At 53.4% G+C, this 14862-nt stretch carries 17 protein-coding genes; 3 read left to right on the top strand and 14 right to left on the bottom strand.

Annotation, left to right across the window (positions count from 1 at the left end; genetic code table 11):
• Positions 1-6: 6 nt before the first annotated feature.
• From flgK to ON072_RS15875, 12 genes are all read right to left on the bottom strand, one after another.
• The gene (gene flgK / locus ON072_RS15930; protein WP_044734076.1) at positions 7-1932 is read right to left on the bottom strand and encodes a flagellar hook-associated protein FlgK; all 1926 of its coding nucleotides are present in this window, start codon (positions 1930-1932) and stop codon (positions 7-9) included.
• 20 nt (positions 1933-1952) lie between these two features.
• Positions 1953-2963, bottom strand: coding sequence for a flagellar assembly peptidoglycan hydrolase FlgJ (gene flgJ / locus ON072_RS15925; protein ID WP_107006223.1), 1011 nt, complete (start codon positions 2961-2963; stop codon positions 1953-1955).
• Positions 2964-2988: 25 nt separating this feature from the next.
• Positions 2989-4080 (bottom strand): flagellar basal body P-ring protein FlgI, encoded by a 1092-nt coding sequence (locus ON072_RS15920; protein WP_025011052.1) that lies wholly within the window; start codon positions 4078-4080, stop codon positions 2989-2991.
• A 10-nt stretch (positions 4081-4090) separates the two neighbouring features.
• Positions 4091-4765 (bottom strand): flagellar basal body L-ring protein FlgH, encoded by a 675-nt coding sequence (gene flgH, locus ON072_RS15915; protein ID WP_025011051.1) that lies wholly within the window; start codon positions 4763-4765, stop codon positions 4091-4093.
• Positions 4766-4777: 12 nt separating this feature from the next.
• Positions 4778-5566, bottom strand: a complete 789-nt coding sequence (gene flgG / locus ON072_RS15910; protein WP_025011050.1) for a flagellar basal-body rod protein FlgG — start codon at positions 5564-5566, stop codon at positions 4778-4780.
• 11 nt (positions 5567-5577) lie between these two features.
• Positions 5578-6321: a flagellar basal-body rod protein FlgF gene (gene flgF, locus ON072_RS15905; RefSeq protein WP_028779120.1), complete on the bottom strand. Its 744-nt coding sequence runs from the start codon at positions 6319-6321 to the stop codon at positions 5578-5580.
• Between the two features lie 166 nt (positions 6322-6487).
• Entirely contained in the window at positions 6488-7849 is a 1362-nt protein-coding gene (gene flgE / locus ON072_RS15900; protein WP_025890000.1) for a flagellar hook protein FlgE, read from the bottom strand.
• Positions 7850-7903: 54 nt separating this feature from the next.
• On the bottom strand, positions 7904-8587 hold the full coding sequence (gene flgD / locus ON072_RS15895; RefSeq protein ID WP_025011048.1) for a flagellar hook assembly protein FlgD: 684 nt from the start codon (positions 8585-8587) through the stop codon (positions 7904-7906).
• A gap of 15 nt (positions 8588-8602) precedes the next feature.
• On the bottom strand, positions 8603-9019 hold the full coding sequence (gene flgC, locus ON072_RS15890) for a flagellar basal body rod protein FlgC (RefSeq protein WP_025011047.1): 417 nt from the start codon (positions 9017-9019) through the stop codon (positions 8603-8605).
• A 2-nt stretch (positions 9020-9021) separates the two neighbouring features.
• Complete coding sequence (flgB, locus tag ON072_RS15885; protein ID WP_025011046.1) at positions 9022-9420, bottom strand: flagellar basal body rod protein FlgB; 399 nt, start codon at positions 9418-9420, stop codon at positions 9022-9024.
• Positions 9421-9595: 175 nt separating this feature from the next.
• Positions 9596-10429: a CheR family methyltransferase gene (locus ON072_RS15880; RefSeq protein WP_025889999.1), complete on the bottom strand. Its 834-nt coding sequence runs from the start codon at positions 10427-10429 to the stop codon at positions 9596-9598.
• Between the two features lie 144 nt (positions 10430-10573).
• Complete coding sequence (locus tag ON072_RS15875; RefSeq protein ID WP_025011045.1) at positions 10574-11494, bottom strand: chemotaxis protein CheV; 921 nt, start codon at positions 11492-11494, stop codon at positions 10574-10576.
• 187 nt (positions 11495-11681) lie between these two features.
• On the opposite strand from ON072_RS15875, the gene flgA reads away from it, so the two are divergent.
• The 3 genes from flgA (at position 11682) to ON072_RS15860 (ending at position 13211) form a co-directional block, all read left to right on the top strand.
• Positions 11682-12389, top strand: coding sequence for a flagellar basal body P-ring formation chaperone FlgA (gene flgA / locus ON072_RS15870; protein WP_025011044.1), 708 nt, complete (start codon positions 11682-11684; stop codon positions 12387-12389).
• 70 nt (positions 12390-12459) lie between these two features.
• A complete protein-coding gene (gene flgM, locus ON072_RS15865; RefSeq protein ID WP_025011043.1) occupies positions 12460-12780 on the top strand; it encodes a flagellar biosynthesis anti-sigma factor FlgM in 321 nt (106 codons plus the stop codon).
• The gene (locus ON072_RS15860; RefSeq protein WP_037473786.1) at positions 12780-13211 is read left to right on the top strand and encodes a flagella synthesis protein FlgN; all 432 of its coding nucleotides are present in this window, start codon (positions 12780-12782) and stop codon (positions 13209-13211) included. The genes flgM and ON072_RS15860 overlap by 1 nt, the downstream gene beginning before the upstream one ends.
• Before the next feature lie 303 nt (positions 13212-13514).
• Here the strand turns inward: ON072_RS15860 and ON072_RS15855 are convergent, their stop codons facing one another.
• Positions 13515-13982 carry an LPP20 family lipoprotein gene (locus ON072_RS15855; protein ID WP_274626095.1) on the bottom strand — a complete coding sequence of 156 codons (468 nt, stop codon included), beginning with the start codon at positions 13980-13982 and terminating at the stop codon, positions 13515-13517.
• A complete protein-coding gene (locus ON072_RS15850; protein ID WP_274626094.1) occupies positions 13982-14599 on the bottom strand; it encodes a FlgO family outer membrane protein in 618 nt (205 codons plus the stop codon). Before ON072_RS15850 ends, ON072_RS15855 begins: the two co-directional genes overlap by 1 nt.
• Positions 14600-14862: the final 263 nt, after the last annotated feature.

Here is a 14862-nt window from a genome sequence, read left to right as displayed (position 1 = left end):
AAGCTCCTATCGAACCGAACTGAACAAAGTGTCGAACAGGGTATTGGCCGTGGTCATGATCCGTGCCGATGCCTGGTAGGCCTGCTGGAACTGCATCAAGTTGGCCGCCTCTTCGTCCAGATTAACCCCGGATTCCGACTGCACCCTGGCATAGGCCTGGTTGTAAATGGCCTCCGCCGAACCGGCCCTCACCTGGGCGGATTTGGTTTGACTCCCAATATCCAGCTTGGTCTTTTCAAACACATCTCCCAGGGTCGACTTGCCATTGTTCATTATCTTGCTGTCACTGAGCTTGGCCATGGCCACGGCATTGGTGTTGTCACCCGGCGCAAAGCTGAGATCAAAAGTGAAACTCTCACTGCCGCCACTGCTGCCATCGACTTCGAAGGTAAAGCCAAAGGCGCTGATCTGCGGCGGAGTGCCTGCAGCCGTCCCGGTTGCCAAAGAAGCGCCGTTGACATCAAAAACTTCATAGGTAGGCGGATTGACACTGGTATCCAGGGTGAATGTCAGCTCACTGTCAGTCACGGGGAAGTTAGCCGCGCTTCTGTCATCTATGCTGACCAACTTCACTGAAGTGCTGCCTGAATTACCTGTCCCTGCGGTGATTTTCGGCGCCGCAGCGGCAATCCCCTTGGGATCTGACATCACTACACCTATGTTGGCTGCCGCATTCGCCGTTGGCCGTATTTCAAACCTGTCACCGGCGGCCATGGCACCGGCGTCGATATTGATACTGAAACCGTTGGCGCCTTCCAAAGTGTTGCCGTTGAGCGTCAAGTTGGTCACGGCTCCCGTCTTCATATCCTTGAGTTCATAAGTACCGGCGCTGGTATAGTTCAGCTCATAACTGCTGCCGGACAGGGCGCCGACATCATCGATATTAACGCTCAAGGAAGCTGTGCCCGGATTACCCGAATAGGCGCCGACACGGCCGGCGGCAATCACAGGGTCATTGATATCGGTAAAAATAGGTTGTCCCAGCTCGCCATTGAGATCGAAGCCCTGGGACTGCATCTCGTTAAAGGCATCGGCAATCCCCAGCGCCAACTGCCCCAGCTCATGGCTGGCGGGCATCAGGGTGTTGTCACGAAAATCAAATAAGGCGCCCAGTTGACCACCAAGCTTGGCGGGGTCTGCCTTCAATTCACTGCCACCAAGGCTATAGGTCAGCTCAGGCTCATTAGGGAAGGGGTCGCCTGTGGTCACGCCCATGGTCATGGCCACTTCACCGGATACCAGCATAAAGGAGCTGCCCAGCATGATGGAGCGAGCACCGTTTTCCAGCGGGATCACATTGACTTCGGCATATTGGCTCAATTCCTGGATCAGGGCATCTTGCTTATCCAACAGCTGCGCATCGTTACCCGGCGTCTTCATCAGTTCAAGATTGATCTGCGCCATCTCTTTACTGATCTCATTGATCCTGGTGGTAATGCTTTCAATCTGATCATTGGTTTGCTGCACCTGACCACTCAGATGGCTCTGCATCTGATTGAGATTCTGCGCCAGTTGCGAGGCCGAGTTGAGCACAGAGCCACGGATCCCCAGATCAGAGGGCAAGTCAGCCAAGCTGTTGAGGCCGGAGAAAAAGTCATTCAATGAGGCTGGCACCGCCTTGCCTATCTGGGAAAACAGCTGATCCAGCTCGCTGAGCTTGGTGTAACTGGCCTCGGCGGCACTGAGCCCTGTTTGGCCGATACGCAGCTCTCTGGCGGCATAATCGTTGTAAATACGCTTAACTTCCTGCACATAGGTACCTGTGCCATAGAAGTTATTGCCAAGACGCATTGAGGTGGAGGTGCCCTGAATTGCCACCTGACGGTGATAGCCTTCGGTATTGACGTTGGCAATATTGTTACTGGTCACCCCCAATTGTGATTGGGCGGCCAGGATCCCGCTGCGGGCTATACTGAACAGATCCATAGACATGGGTTATCGCTCCTGCACCTTTACTGGCCCGGCTTTGAGCCGAACTCCTGCAACAATTGGCCAAAATCAGCCTTGATGGTATCCAGCACTTTCATCACCTTGTTGGCATATTGAGGATCCGTGGCGTATCCCGCCTCGGCCAGTGCCTTGATAAATTCGCCGGGATTGGCGGCCATCTTGCGCGCCTGGCTATAACGATCGTTGTCGGAGATAAAGCTGACAAAGTCGTTAAAGCTCTGCTCAAAACTGTCATACACCCGGAAGTCCGCCTTTTGCCGCACAGCTGTGCCCTGCTCATATTCCAGGGTCGACACTGCCGCTTTCTCGCCCTGCCAACGCCTGTCGGCCTTGATGTTGAACAGGTTGTTGCTGGACTCGCCTTTATGGCCACGGACCATTTTCTGGCCCCAACCGGTTTCCAGAGCCGATTGCGCCAGCAGCACTTCGGGTTGAGTCCCCAAAGCATCGGCAGCGGCCTTGGCATGGGGATAAAGCTGTCTGACAAACTCTTCCTGGCTGCCGATTGCCGGCCTCGCCTGCCGCCATGACGGCAATACTTTGCCGCTCAATACCTGCTGCAGGCTGTCATTGCTTGGCAGCACGGATGCTTTGGCCGCAGCAGCTTCAACACCGGATATCTTCTCCGTCTGGCCGCCGTTTAAGGCCGCGACACTGCGGTTATCGACATCACCGCGGAGCACTGAGGCCGGGGTAATACCGGAGTTTTCTGGTGACAACTGCTGCACCATGAGATCCGCCAGCCCCAACATGCCTTTGGACGACAGCTCCACCGACATCTGCTGATCGTGCATCTGCTCGTAGAACTTGGTGTACTGGCTGTTCATCGGGCTGTCGGATTCAAATATCGCATTGGCATCACGCATGCTTTTCATCAACATCTGCACAAAGATGCCTTCAAACTGCTGCGCGACTTCCTTGAGCGCCGCCTTTTGATCCTGCTGCGCCTGGGCTCTGAGCTTGTCCAGCCCACCGAGATCCAGAAATTGCGAAGCATCAGCCATTTTGTTCATAGTCGATAAACCAATGTGCCATTAATCAGATGATGATGAGTTCACCATGCAAAGCCCCTGCCATCTTTAAGGCTTCGAGGATGGCCAACACATCCGATGGCGCCGCGCCGACCATATTCACCGCCCGCACCAACTCATCGAGGGAAGTGCCCGGGTTGAACATAAACATACGTCTATTGTCCTGAGCCACATCTATGGTGCTGTTGCTGGTCACCGCAGTCTGGCCACCGGCCAGGGCGTTGGGCTGAGAAACCTGAGTCGCTTCGGCAATGGTGACGGTAAGGCCGCCATGGGTCACTGCCGCCGGCAGGAGTTTTACGTCCTTGCCGACCACTATGGTGCCGGTGCGGGAGTTGACTATCACCTTGGCCGATTCATCGGCAGGCTCAACCTGAATATTTTCCAGGGTGGCCAGGAAAGATACCCGCTGCGACACATCTCTGGGGGCACTGACCTGAATGGAAGAAGCATCGAGCGCCCGTGCCATACCCGGGCCGAGTAAGCCATTAATGGCATCGGCGGTGCGCTTGGCGGTGGAGAAATCGGCTCTGTGCAGGTTAAAAGTTAGGTGATCGCCATTGCCGAAGGGGCTGGCCACTTCACGCTCGACTATGCCGCCGTTGGGAATGCGGCCCACGGTTGGCGTGTTCTGGATCACTTTGGAGCCATCAAGCCCTTCGGCGCTGAAACCGCTAACCACCAGACTGCCCTGGGCGATGGCGTATACATTGCCATCCACCCCTTTCAGGAAAGTCTGCAGCAAAGTGCCGCCGCGCAGGCTCTTGGCTTCACCCAGGCTCGATACCGTCACATCCAGGGTTTGTCCCGGCTTGATAAAGGGTGGCATATCGGCATGCACTGCCACCACGGCAATATTCTTGATCTTGGGCCTGAAGTTATCCGGCAAATTGATGCCGAAATTCTTCAACATGGTCTTGAAGGTCTGCTCCGTGTAACGGGTCTTCTCCCCGGTGCCCGGCAAACCGACCACCAGACCGTAGCCTATCAACTGGTTATCCCTGACCCCTTGGATATCGGCGATATCCTTGATGCGCTCGGCCTGTCCCGGCAGGGAAACCAGCAAACAGGCAAGTGCCATGATTAATTTGATTTTCATGAGCTTATCCTCAGAAAGGCCACCAGTCAGAGAGGAAGAACTGGCTCAGCCAGCCCACCTTTTGCGAATCGGCAAAGGTGCCGGTTCCGCTGTATTGAATACGGGCATTGGCGACTTTGGGCGAATCTATGGTGTTCTCGGGAGTAATATCCTGCGGCCGAATAATGCCGGTGACCCGGATAAACTCGTCGCCATTGTTGATGGTGATCCACTTTTCACCGCGAATAACCAGGTTGCCATTGCCCAGCACCTGCATCACATTGGCCGAGATCTGCCCGGAGAGACTGTTGCTCTGATCGGCATCGGCCTCGCGATTGGTATCCATGCTGTCGCCGTAACGGAAATCCAGCGGATTGCCCTTGATGGTGACATTGCTGCCGCCCATATAGAGCGGGTTCACCGACATGTCCGAGCCTTTCTTGATCTTGTTACCGACGCTTTTCTTCGCCTGGGTTGACTCCACCAGCACCACAGTGATGATGTCCCCTACCCTGTGCGCCCTCAGATCCGAGTAAAGCGAAGACGCCTGGCTATCCTGATAAATAGAGCCGGTCGGCGCTATCCGGGTTGGCGGTGCTTCGGGATACACAGGCGCATAATAGGGATCATCGGCTATGGGTTTATTCTGGGTAGCAGTGCAAGCCCCCAGAAACAAAGCCGGAATGATAAGGAACAAGGGTTTCATCACATCACCTCATCACAGATTCTGGTTCACGTAGGCCAGCATCTGGTCTACGGCCGAAATGACTTTGGAGTTCATTTCGTAGATCCGCTGACTCTCAATCAGGTTAACCAGCTCTTCGGTCACGTTAACGTTGGAGGTTTCCAGCGAGCCCTGACGAATGGAGCCCAAACCGTCGAGCGAAGCCGTGCCCTGAATCGGGGTACCGCTGGCGCCCGTCTCCAGATAGAGGTTTTGCCCTATGGGATCCAGGCCGGACGGATTGATGAAATCAGAGATGGTCAGCTGGCCCACCACCTGGTTTTCGGCGGCGCCCGGGGTTTTAACCGACACTTCACCTTCGGCGGAAACGGTAATACTGGTGGCATCGTCCGGAATGGTAATGGCAGGCTGCAGCACATAGCCGGCGCCGGAAGTCACTATCTGGCCGGTATCATCCAGAGTAAACTGGCCGTTGCGAGTGTAGGCTGTGGTGCCATCGGGCAGTTGGATTTCAAAGAATCCCGGGCCTTCAATCATCATATCCAGCGCGTTGTCTGTGGTTTGCAGATTACCCTGGGAGAAAATCTTCTGGGTGGCTACCACCTTGGTACCTGCGCCCAGGTTAAGGCCATTGGGCAGCTTGGTGTTGGAAGCACTGATACCACCGGCCTGATTGACCGTCTGGTACAGCAAGTCTTCAAATATCGCCCGGCCCTTTTTGTAGCCTATGGTGCTGGCATTAGCGACGTTATTTGAAATCACCGAGATGTCTGTTTGCTGGGCATCTAGCCCAGTCTTACTTATCCATAACGCGGGATGCATATCAATTACTCCTAGCTAATGCGCATCAATGAAGCGGACGACTTGTCGTTCTCTTCTGCGGTTTTCATCATTTTTACCTGCAGCTCAAACTGACGTTGCAGCTCAATCAGGTTGACCATTTCATCCACGGCATTGACATTGCTGCCTTCCACAGCGCCGCTTTCCACATTCACAAAGGGATCGGCGGCAGCCGGATTGCCGTCCAGAGTGCGGAACAAACCATCTTCACCGCGCATCAGGTTCTGATTGCCCGGGTTGACCAGCTTGATGCGGCCCACCTCTTCAATCACCTCGGCGGTTGCGCCCTGGGGACGAATGGAGATGGTGCCGTCGGTGGCAATCTGGATTTTGTCTATCGGCAACGGCAGCACTATCGGGCCGTTATCGCCCATTACCGGGTTGCCCCTGTCGTTACGCAGTAAACCTGTGGTGTCAAAACTCAGACTGCCGGAGCGGGTGTAGGCCTCGCTGCCATCGGCTGCCTGCACCGCAATCCAGCCTTGATCTTTGATGGCTATGTCCAGATCCCGCCCGGTCGATTTGATAGGACCGGACTGAAAGTTGGCCGAGGGCGACTCTGTCATGGCAAACACCCGGGTCGGCAATCCTTCACCGAAGGCTTGCATAGCACGGGCCTGAGCCATGTCTGACTTGAAACCATCTGTGTTGGCATTGGCCAGGTTGTTACCCCGAACCGCCAGCGCATTCATGTTTTGTTTGGCGCCAGTCATGGCGACATAGAGAAGTTTGTCCACCTGCTGCTCCGTCAATCTTTTTACCTATTCAGGTAAAAGCAAACATCGTGCCAATAAAATGAGCAATCGAGCGCAGTGACAACAGAAGAACTTCAGTAACTTGGGAGTATGTACAGGGAGAAGCGGCAAGACATTGCCGTAGCGGCAATGTCTTGCGCAGGAAGCATTAGCGGATCTGCAGTACTGTCTGCTGCAGTGTATTGTTCACTTCCAGAGTACGGGAGTTGGCCTGGAAGTTACGCTGAGCCGAAATCAGGTCCACCAGCTCAGTGGTCAGGTCGACGTTGGCCTGTTCCAGCGTTGAGGAACGGATACTGCCGAACACGCCACTGTTGGCCTCACCGGCCAGCGCTGCACCTGAGTCCAGGCTCGCTTTCCAGGAGGTGTTACCTACCTGGCTCAGACCCTGTTCATTGGAGAAACGCGCCAGTGCCACCCGCGCCAAAGGCACGGTCGAGCCATTGCTGTACTTGGCTGAGATCAACCCGTCTGTACCCACTTCCACATTGGTCAGACGACCCACAGTCACCCCATCCTGCGTCAATTCAGTGGCGTTGAACTTTTCCGAGAACTGGGTCGGGTTGTTGAAGTCTATGGTTATTGTCTGGGTTCCGTCCGCCGCAGGGCCGAGAACATTGGCACCGCCAACACCCAACTGCTCTGTGGTGATCACCGCAGGATCTGAACCTATGTAACCGCCGACATCGTTGAACTTGAGCACGGCGCCAGTCCAGCCACCAGCAGTTTGCGCTGTGCCTGTACCATCCGGGTTACCGTCACCGTCAGTATCTGTCTGGTAGCTGCCAGCGCCGCCGCCCAGATTGACCGGCTTGTCGTCGATAGCATAATAAGCTACCCAGTTACTCTCGCCCGTGTAGGCACCATTGTCCGGACGCACAAAATAGGTGGTCAAGGTGTGGGAGTTACCCAGGGAGTCATAAATGGTCACTGCGGTTGAGTTGTTGAAAGTGTCTGACTTGGATGGGTCAAACAGCGCCGGATCTTTGGTGGCCTGGGTGGAATCCAGGTTCATGCTGATGCCGACATTATTGGTCTTCTGCGGGCTACCGGCAGTATCCGGGATCTGCACCGGCTTGGTAGTGGTCAAACTCACAGAGGTGGAGTTGCCGTCTTTATCAACAGGGAAGCTCTGCAGGAAGTTACCTGCGGCATCGACCAGGAAACCGTTTTCATCACGCTTGAAGGCACCGGCGCGGGTGAAAGAGTAATCCTGACTGCCCACATTGGGAGAGGTCACGAAGAAACCGCCACCGTTGATCGCCAAATCCAACGCATTGTTGGTGGAGTTCAGGTTACCCTGGTGGAACTGCTGCGCCACCTGAGTGGTGGTCACACCGCCGCCCACTGTGGTTCTGCCGTTGGAGAAAATCGAGCTGGCGTAAACATCGGCAAACTCGGCCCGGGATTCTTTAAAGCCGACGGTATTGACGTTGGCAATATTGTTGGCTGTGGTATTGAGATCTTTCTGCGCCGCAGCAATCCCACTCAGAGCAATGTTAAAAGACATAATTCACCTCATGATTTTCAGATACTGTCCGGCGCAGCCGGGGCAGAAACAGAATTAAACTTCGGAAACAGCCAGCACGTCGGCCAGTCTGATCCCGCCAATACCTCTTAAGTTCAACACAGCGCCACTGGCCGAGTTGAGCGATACACTGGTCACGTGGGCATAGGCACTGACAATAAGATCCTGGGACTTGCCATCGACAACCCCGCTGGCCTTCATGGTGTAGATACCGGCCTCAACGGGTTTACCGTCCTTATCCAAGCCGTCCCATTCCACGTCTATGTTGCCGCCGGCACTGCCATCCACATCAAAGGTCTTTATTACCTGGCCGGCTTCATCCTCAACAGTCACCTTGATGGAAGGCATTTTCTCTGGCGATGTGATCACCCCTTTGAGGGTCGGGTCTTCCTCGGAAACATAGCCGGTGCCCGCCGGGATCAACACTTTCTGCCCCACCAGGCCAGATGCCTGCAAAGCCTGACTCGAGGTCATTACCGTGTTGAGGTTAACTATCTCCTCGTTGAGCTTGGAGATACCATCCACGGTAGAAAACGAAGCCATCTGGGCAATCATCTGGTCGTTGTCCACAGGCTTGAAAGGATCCTGCATCGACAACTGCCTACTCAGCAGCGAGAAGAAATCTTCCTGGGTCAGCTGCTGGTTATTGCTCTTCTTGGTCTCCGAATCCCCTTTGACACTTATGCTGTCGAGGAAGGGGTTAACTGAACTTACACTCATGGGCTATGTCTCCCTTTATTTGCCCATTCTCAGGGTCTGCTGCAGCATGGACTTGGCTGCATCGGCCACCTGGACGTTCATCTGATAGGAGCGGGAGGCGGAAATCATATCGGCCATCTCTTCCACTACATTGACATTGGGTTTGTAGATAAAACCATCGGCATCGGCCATGGGATGATCCGGCGAATACTCTTTCAACAAGGGTTTATCGCTTTCCACTATGCCCTTAACCTTTACCGCAGCGCCTTGCTGCTGTTGACCATTGGCCTTGGCCAGCTCGGCCTCAAAAATGGGATGCCGCGCCTTGTAGGTCTTATCGATACTGGAAGAGACGGAATCTGCGTTGGCTATGTTACTGGCTGTGGTGTTCAAGCGCACAGACTGCGCCGACATTCCCGACCCCGCAACATTGAAGATATTGTACAAGCTCATGATTAATCTCCTTTCAATGCCTTTTTCATCCCGGCGAACTTACCGTCGAGGAACCCAAGCGACATCTGATATTCAAGCGCATTTTGCATAAAGGCCTGCTGCTCTTTTTGCATATCGACAGTATTGCCGTCACCCGTGTCCGGTTGATCCGGTACCCGATACTGCACATGCTGGGCTGTCAGCGCCTTGAGGTCGAAATGCTTTTCAGAAGTTGCCGCCATGCTCATCCCCTGTTGCCGCCCTTTTGCCGCCTGCAACGCCGAGGAAAAATCAACATCCCGAGCCTTATAATGTGGGGTATCGGCATTGGCTATATTGCTGGCAAGCACTTCGGCACGCTGGGCGCGAATGCCCAGAGTGTATTGATGTATGCCAAGGGCCTTATCGAAACTGATCGCCATAAAACCGCCTCCTCCAATGACTCGACAAAAACAAAGCAAGCTTTGTGCCAGATGTAGAGTGGAGGATAACAGATACGAAGATGATGGCCGTTAGGGTGAAAGGTAAAACAGAAAAGGCCCGTCCAAGTTGACGAGCCTTTCAAACTATTTAATTAAAAATCAAATGATTAGGTGGTTAATTTTTCTTTTGATAATAGATGCCTGGGTTACAGCGCACCATGTCGAATTCATCGGTCAACCCGGCAATCGATTCACTGGCGCCCAAAAACAGTATCCCCTTGGGATTAAGGGCGGCAGCAAATTGCCGCAGTATTTTTGCCTTTGCCTCCGGCGCAAAATAGATAAGCACGTTGCGGCAAAAGATGATGTCGAACTTGCCAAGTAAGGTGTAGCTTTCAAGCAGGTTGTGGGCCCGAAAACTCACCAAACGGCGCACATTGTCTTTAACCCGCATATTGCCGTTGGGCAGGGCTTCAAAAAACTGACGCTTGCGCTCTTCAGACAGGCCGCGGGCCAACGCCAGCTTATCGTACTCGGCGTTTTTACAACGCTCCAGCATGGACGGCGACAAATCTGTGGCCTGAATCATGGCGCCACCCGGCAAAGCCCCCGGCTTACGCTGCTGATATTCAAGCACTGTCATCGCCAGTGAATAGGGTTCCTGGCCGGATGAACAGGCTGCCGACCAAATCTTCAACGGCCGCCCCAGCTTGGCATAACCGGGCAACAATGTATTGCCGAGCAGGTCAAAAGGATACTTGTCCCGAAACCAGAGGGTTTCGTTGGTGGTCATGGCATCGACGACTTCAGCGCGTAACTGACGCTCGGTGGGCCGCATCGACTGCTTAACTACGTCCGACAGGGATGGCAAGCCATATTTCCCCATCAAAGGCGCCAAACGGCTGCGAACCAAATACTGTTTGTTCTCACCCAATACAATGCCACTGTGCTGTTCAAGAAACAGCCTGAATTGATTGTACTCAGTTTCTGCGAGAGATTTATCTGGCACCTTAGTGTCCTAACTATCCGTGAAAACGTCGCTGCAACTCAATGCAGCGCCATTTAAAAACTGGGTCAGCGTTATACCCCAGCCCCATTTGCAACACAAGACATCAAACTCACTATAGTCATAAAAATCCACAGCAGACAGCGACTATAAACTCAGATGCTTGTTAACTGCCGATGCCAATTCATCGGGGTTGAACTTGGCAATAAAATCGTTGGCGCCCACTTTTTGCACCATGGCCTGGTTGAACACCCCACTCAACGAGGTATGCAACACCACCTTGATATGTTTCAGCTTGGGATCATCACGGATCTCGGCGGTCAGGGTGTAGCCATCCATTTCCGGCATCTCAATATCTGAAATAATCAGCGGGATCTCATCGGCGACATTGTCCATCTCCGACGCGATACTTTTCAACTTATCCAGCGCTTCCCGACCATCTTTGGCGGTATCTATCTGCAGGTTCAACGAAGACAGCGCCCGAATGATCTGCTTACGGGCCACCGAAGAGTCGTCAATCACCATAATATGATAGTGCTGCTCTCTGTCGATTGTGAGAGATTCATCGATTTCCTGACTGATGTCTGTCTTAACCGGCGAAATTTCATCGAGAATTTTCTCAACATCGAGAATTTCAACCAACTCACCTTCGATTTCGGTCACCGCGGTCAGGTAGGAGTATCGCCCTGCCCCTTCCGGTGGCGGCATGATGGACTCCCAGTTCATATTGATGATCCGCTCGACAGACTTCACCAGAAAGCCCTGCACGCTGCGGTTGTACTCGGAAATAATGATGAAGCAATCCTTGACATCATCTATGGGTTTGCCGCCGGTCGCCGCACTGAGGTCGATAACCGACACTGTGGTGCCGCGAATATGGGCCACGCCCTTAACGAAGGAGTTCAACTTGGGCAGTGCCGTCAGCGGTGGGCACTGTAGAACCTCTTTAACCTTGAACACGTTGATCCCGAACCTTTGCCTGCCGTTGAGTTTAAACAACAGAAGTTCGAGACGGTTTTGTCCGACCAGTTGAGTGCGCTTGTTGACTGATTCAAGAATGCTCGACATAAGGCTGCCTTGTTGTCTTTGTATTGATAAATACCTGCTGTCACGCAGACAGGCATACTATTTGCTTTGTCCAAGACACTGGGTCTCAGTCAAATTTCTGACTAAACCTGTGGTGAAGCCAGCACTGGGATCCGCGAATCATTGAAAGTATAGGTGTAATCTGGCGAGACAAGCTAGCCCGTTCATTATGAAAGTAAATTTTGCGTACATTTTGGCTACAATTTTAATGCCCATCCCAGCGGTGGCGGCAGAGAATAGCTTTGTTCCCAGTATATCGGCCGTAGAAAGCCTGGCTAAAGAGGCAGTTGCCAAAAAAGTGCTGGCGGCCGAGAATGCTCAAATTACCATCACGCCGCAACGACTGGATTCGAGGCTCACGCCCCCCAGATGCAATTCGCCTTTGACGGCCGAACTTGCCAGCGACAGAGAGATAAGCCGCAACAATACGGTACGCATAGGTTGTAACAGTCCGGAGCTCAGCTACCCATGGCAAATCTATGTCTCGGTGCGGGTGGATATCAGTTACCCCGTAGTAGTGGCTACCCAGACACTGGCCCCGGGCACTGTGCTTGGGCCGGAAAATCTGGCGCTGCGTTACATAGATGAAACCAGTTTGCGCGGCGCGCAATTTGACGATATCGCCACAGTCACAGGCACCCGCCTCAAGCGGCGCATAGCCAAAGACTATCCGGTATTTGCCGCCAATCTCTGCTTTGTCTGCAAAGGTGACAGAGTCTCCATCTATGCCCGTAACGAGAAGTTTCAAATAAAAACTGTTGGTGAAGCCCTGCATGATGGTAACCTTGGGGAACAGATTCGGGTAAAAAACACTCGCTCAGACAAAGTGTTGGAGGCTACTGTCACCAATGTGGGCGAAGTGGAAGTTCGAATGTAAAAAATGCTAAAGTTCCCCTTGGCGGTGCCGATAAGACAGCAAGGTAATCAGAGAAAAGGCTGGAGCCGAGATGGCTATGGATATTAAACAACTGCAAAATCAACCCAGGGTGAACACAGGTTCAGTCCCCAAGAACACAGCTCAGAGCAGCCAAACAGCTCAGCAAGGTGCTGCTCCGCAGAAAGCTGACTCTGTTGTGGTGTCACAACAGGCGCAGCAACTGCAAGGAGTACAGAGTAAAATGGCCTCCCTGCCGGAAATAGATCAAAAGAAGATCACCGAAATTAAATTGGCGATCGCCGAAGGCAGATATAAGGTTGACCCGGAAAAACTGGCAGCCAACATATCTCAATTCGAATCAGAACTGAACGAACTCAATAAAGGGTCCTGATGCCTGATACCCCGGATATCACCAGCCTGATAGCACAGCAGACGACTCAACTCGAGCGTCTGCTGAACTTGATCGAGCAGGAAAAAAACGCCCTGCTGGATCGCAATGCCGATAATCTGCTGCAACTGGCCAAAGACAAGGGCGACCTGCTCAATGAGGTCAAGGCGGTGGATGAGGCGCTCTCCTCTCATCCTGAACAAGCCAAACTCAGTCAGCCACCATTGGCCGAACAGGTCAGTGAAGCTCGCGAACTATTGGCCGCTTGCCAACTGCGCAATCAGGAAAATGCCGGCCTGATAGAGCTGAGCATGGCCAGTATCAATCGCCTAGCGCAAGCGCTGCAGGTCAGCCGTAACGCCTCCAGCCTGACCTATGACGGCAAGGGCAAAACCTCAACCATCGCCACCCTGGGCAACGATCTCAAGGCTTGATTAAACCTTAGCTGCTGTTGCTTATAGCTTATTGCGTAAGCTCAACTCTTTAGTGAGAATCACTGCCTGTGCCCCCTGCCCTAGTCTGAACTCAAGGTGGTTACTCAGGGTACGCGACCCGGAACGCAAAGCTCAGCCCAGAACGCAAAACTCAGTCCTCAATTCAGCAACGCATCTTAAGCCATAAAAGGCCACAAAAAAGCAGCCAAACAAGGCTGCTTTTTGCTTATACCTATTGAAGGTGCGAGCCACTCTCTACAAAATTTACAAAAGTGAACGCCGCGGGGACTTATTCTCACCTTCCTAAAAATAAGTGATCTCTTTGACTCGCTGGGGGCGATTTTGCTGCTGATACAGATCCCACACCCGGGCGAAATCCAGCTCCAGTTCGGTCACATAATGATCTCCGGCCGGATAACTGCGCACCACCTTGGCACCGCGGATCACCCCGGAAACCGAGGCCTGGACATTATCGCCTTTCAGCATCCAGTCACTGACTTTGCTGTCGGCCGACAACCGCTGACCATAGACTTGTTCGGCCAATTCACGATAAGCGGCAATCTTGGATGCCTGCATCGCCATCAGCACCTTTTGCGACTGTTCCTTGGCCGGTTGGCTGGCCAGCGGGGCATAGCCTATTGCCGTCAGCTTGGGAAAACTGCTCGGCGCCTCAGTCTCCCACTGTACATATCTGTCCTTATCGGCGCAGCCACCCAGAATTAACGCCAGCGCCAGCGTGGCCAATGACAGTGTTTTGTTCCAATGCTTCATTACTTGTCTCCCACTATCCGGCCCTTATCCTCACCACGGCTTTCGTAGCGATAAAGCAGCCCTTCTTTTGACACCACCTTATTGGAAGGCGCCAGGTAGCCGGGCAGCTCTTGCTCCTGTACCCGCACACCGGCTGCCGAAAGCACCCGGTTGTTGTTGACGTTGACAATTCGGCTGTTGAACAGCATTTCACCTTTCGCCTGACTCATGCTGGTGACCAGTACATGCTCCACCGCAATATCGGTCGGCAGTTGCAGCCAATCACGGGTAAGGATGAAATCCCCCTGGGGCGTTACCCGCACCGCATCGGCCAGGTTCAAATCCACCAGGTTGAAACCGCGCTGATGAAAGGCCGTCATCAGCCCCTGCTGCAGTTGTGAAGCGAGCGCATTGCTGCTCTGCATGTCTTCCACCATCACAGGTGTCATCACCAATAGCGGCTGGGTCGGCTTGAGAGCGTCATTATGAGTTACCAACTCATCAACCAATTGCTGCGCCAATAGATTGACTGGCGCCGCTTGCGACTTAACCTCGGTCTGCTGTTGCGGCGAAGTCATACTGCAAGCAGGCAGCAAGAGTAAAGGCAATATACACAGGGCTTTATACATAATATCCATCCCACTGGTACCCTGGCGGGCACTTGCTTTATTGAGGAACCTGGCGACTCTTGGGACCTGGCATGAACCTTGGCCTACCTGACTTATGCCGCGCTTTCTCCGAGGTTGTCATAAGCACCACGGCTAACTCGATTAGCGCCAAGTTCCTTTCACTGGGGTAAAGCTATGCAAATAAAATACCAACCTAAGTTAGGGAAGGTGCGAGCAGGTCCCATGTGTGCTCTGCGTCGGCTTACGGGCTTGGATGCAAGGCGTGGTTCGCA

This window comes from Shewanella sp. K8 (assembly GCF_028823715.1).
In the GTDB taxonomy this organism is placed as follows: domain Bacteria; phylum Pseudomonadota; class Gammaproteobacteria; order Enterobacterales; family Shewanellaceae; genus Shewanella; species Shewanella algae.
The sequence above is the reverse complement of the archived record's forward strand: the minus strand, read 5'-3'. Positions and strand labels throughout refer to the sequence as shown.

Coding starts and splice junctions, on each gene's coding strand:
- flgK (WP_044734076.1), bottom strand. CDS start 1,932: ATGTCTATGGATCTGTTCAGTATAGCCCGCAGCGGGATCCTGGCCGCC.
- flgJ (WP_107006223.1), bottom strand. CDS start 2,963: ATGAACAAAATGGCTGATGCTTCGCAATTTCTGGATCTCGGTGGGCTG.
- ON072_RS15920 (WP_025011052.1), bottom strand. CDS start 4,080: ATGAAAATCAAATTAATCATGGCACTTGCCTGTTTGCTGGTTTCCCTG.
- flgH (WP_025011051.1), bottom strand. CDS start 4,765: ATGAAACCCTTGTTCCTTATCATTCCGGCTTTGTTTCTGGGGGCTTGC.
- flgG (WP_025011050.1), bottom strand. CDS start 5,566: ATGCATCCCGCGTTATGGATAAGTAAGACTGGGCTAGATGCCCAGCAA.
- flgE (WP_025890000.1), bottom strand. CDS start 7,849: ATGTCTTTTAACATTGCTCTGAGTGGGATTGCTGCGGCGCAGAAAGAT.
- flgD (WP_025011048.1), bottom strand. CDS start 8,587: ATGAGTGTAAGTTCAGTTAACCCCTTCCTCGACAGCATAAGTGTCAAA.
- flgC (WP_025011047.1), bottom strand. CDS start 9,019: ATGAGCTTGTACAATATCTTCAATGTTGCGGGGTCGGGAATGTCGGCG.
- flgB (WP_025011046.1), bottom strand. CDS start 9,420: ATGGCGATCAGTTTCGATAAGGCCCTTGGCATACATCAATACACTCTG.
- ON072_RS15875 (WP_025011045.1), bottom strand. CDS start 11,494: ATGTCGAGCATTCTTGAATCAGTCAACAAGCGCACTCAACTGGTCGGA.
- flgA (WP_025011044.1), top strand. CDS start 11,682: ATGAAAGTAAATTTTGCGTACATTTTGGCTACAATTTTAATGCCCATC.
- flgM (WP_025011043.1), top strand. CDS start 12,460: ATGGCTATGGATATTAAACAACTGCAAAATCAACCCAGGGTGAACACA.
- ON072_RS15860 (WP_037473786.1), top strand. CDS start 12,780: ATGCCTGATACCCCGGATATCACCAGCCTGATAGCACAGCAGACGACT.
- ON072_RS15855 (WP_274626095.1), bottom strand. CDS start 13,982: ATGAAGCATTGGAACAAAACACTGTCATTGGCCACGCTGGCGCTGGCG.
- ON072_RS15850 (WP_274626094.1), bottom strand. CDS start 14,599: ATGGATATTATGTATAAAGCCCTGTGTATATTGCCTTTACTCTTGCTG.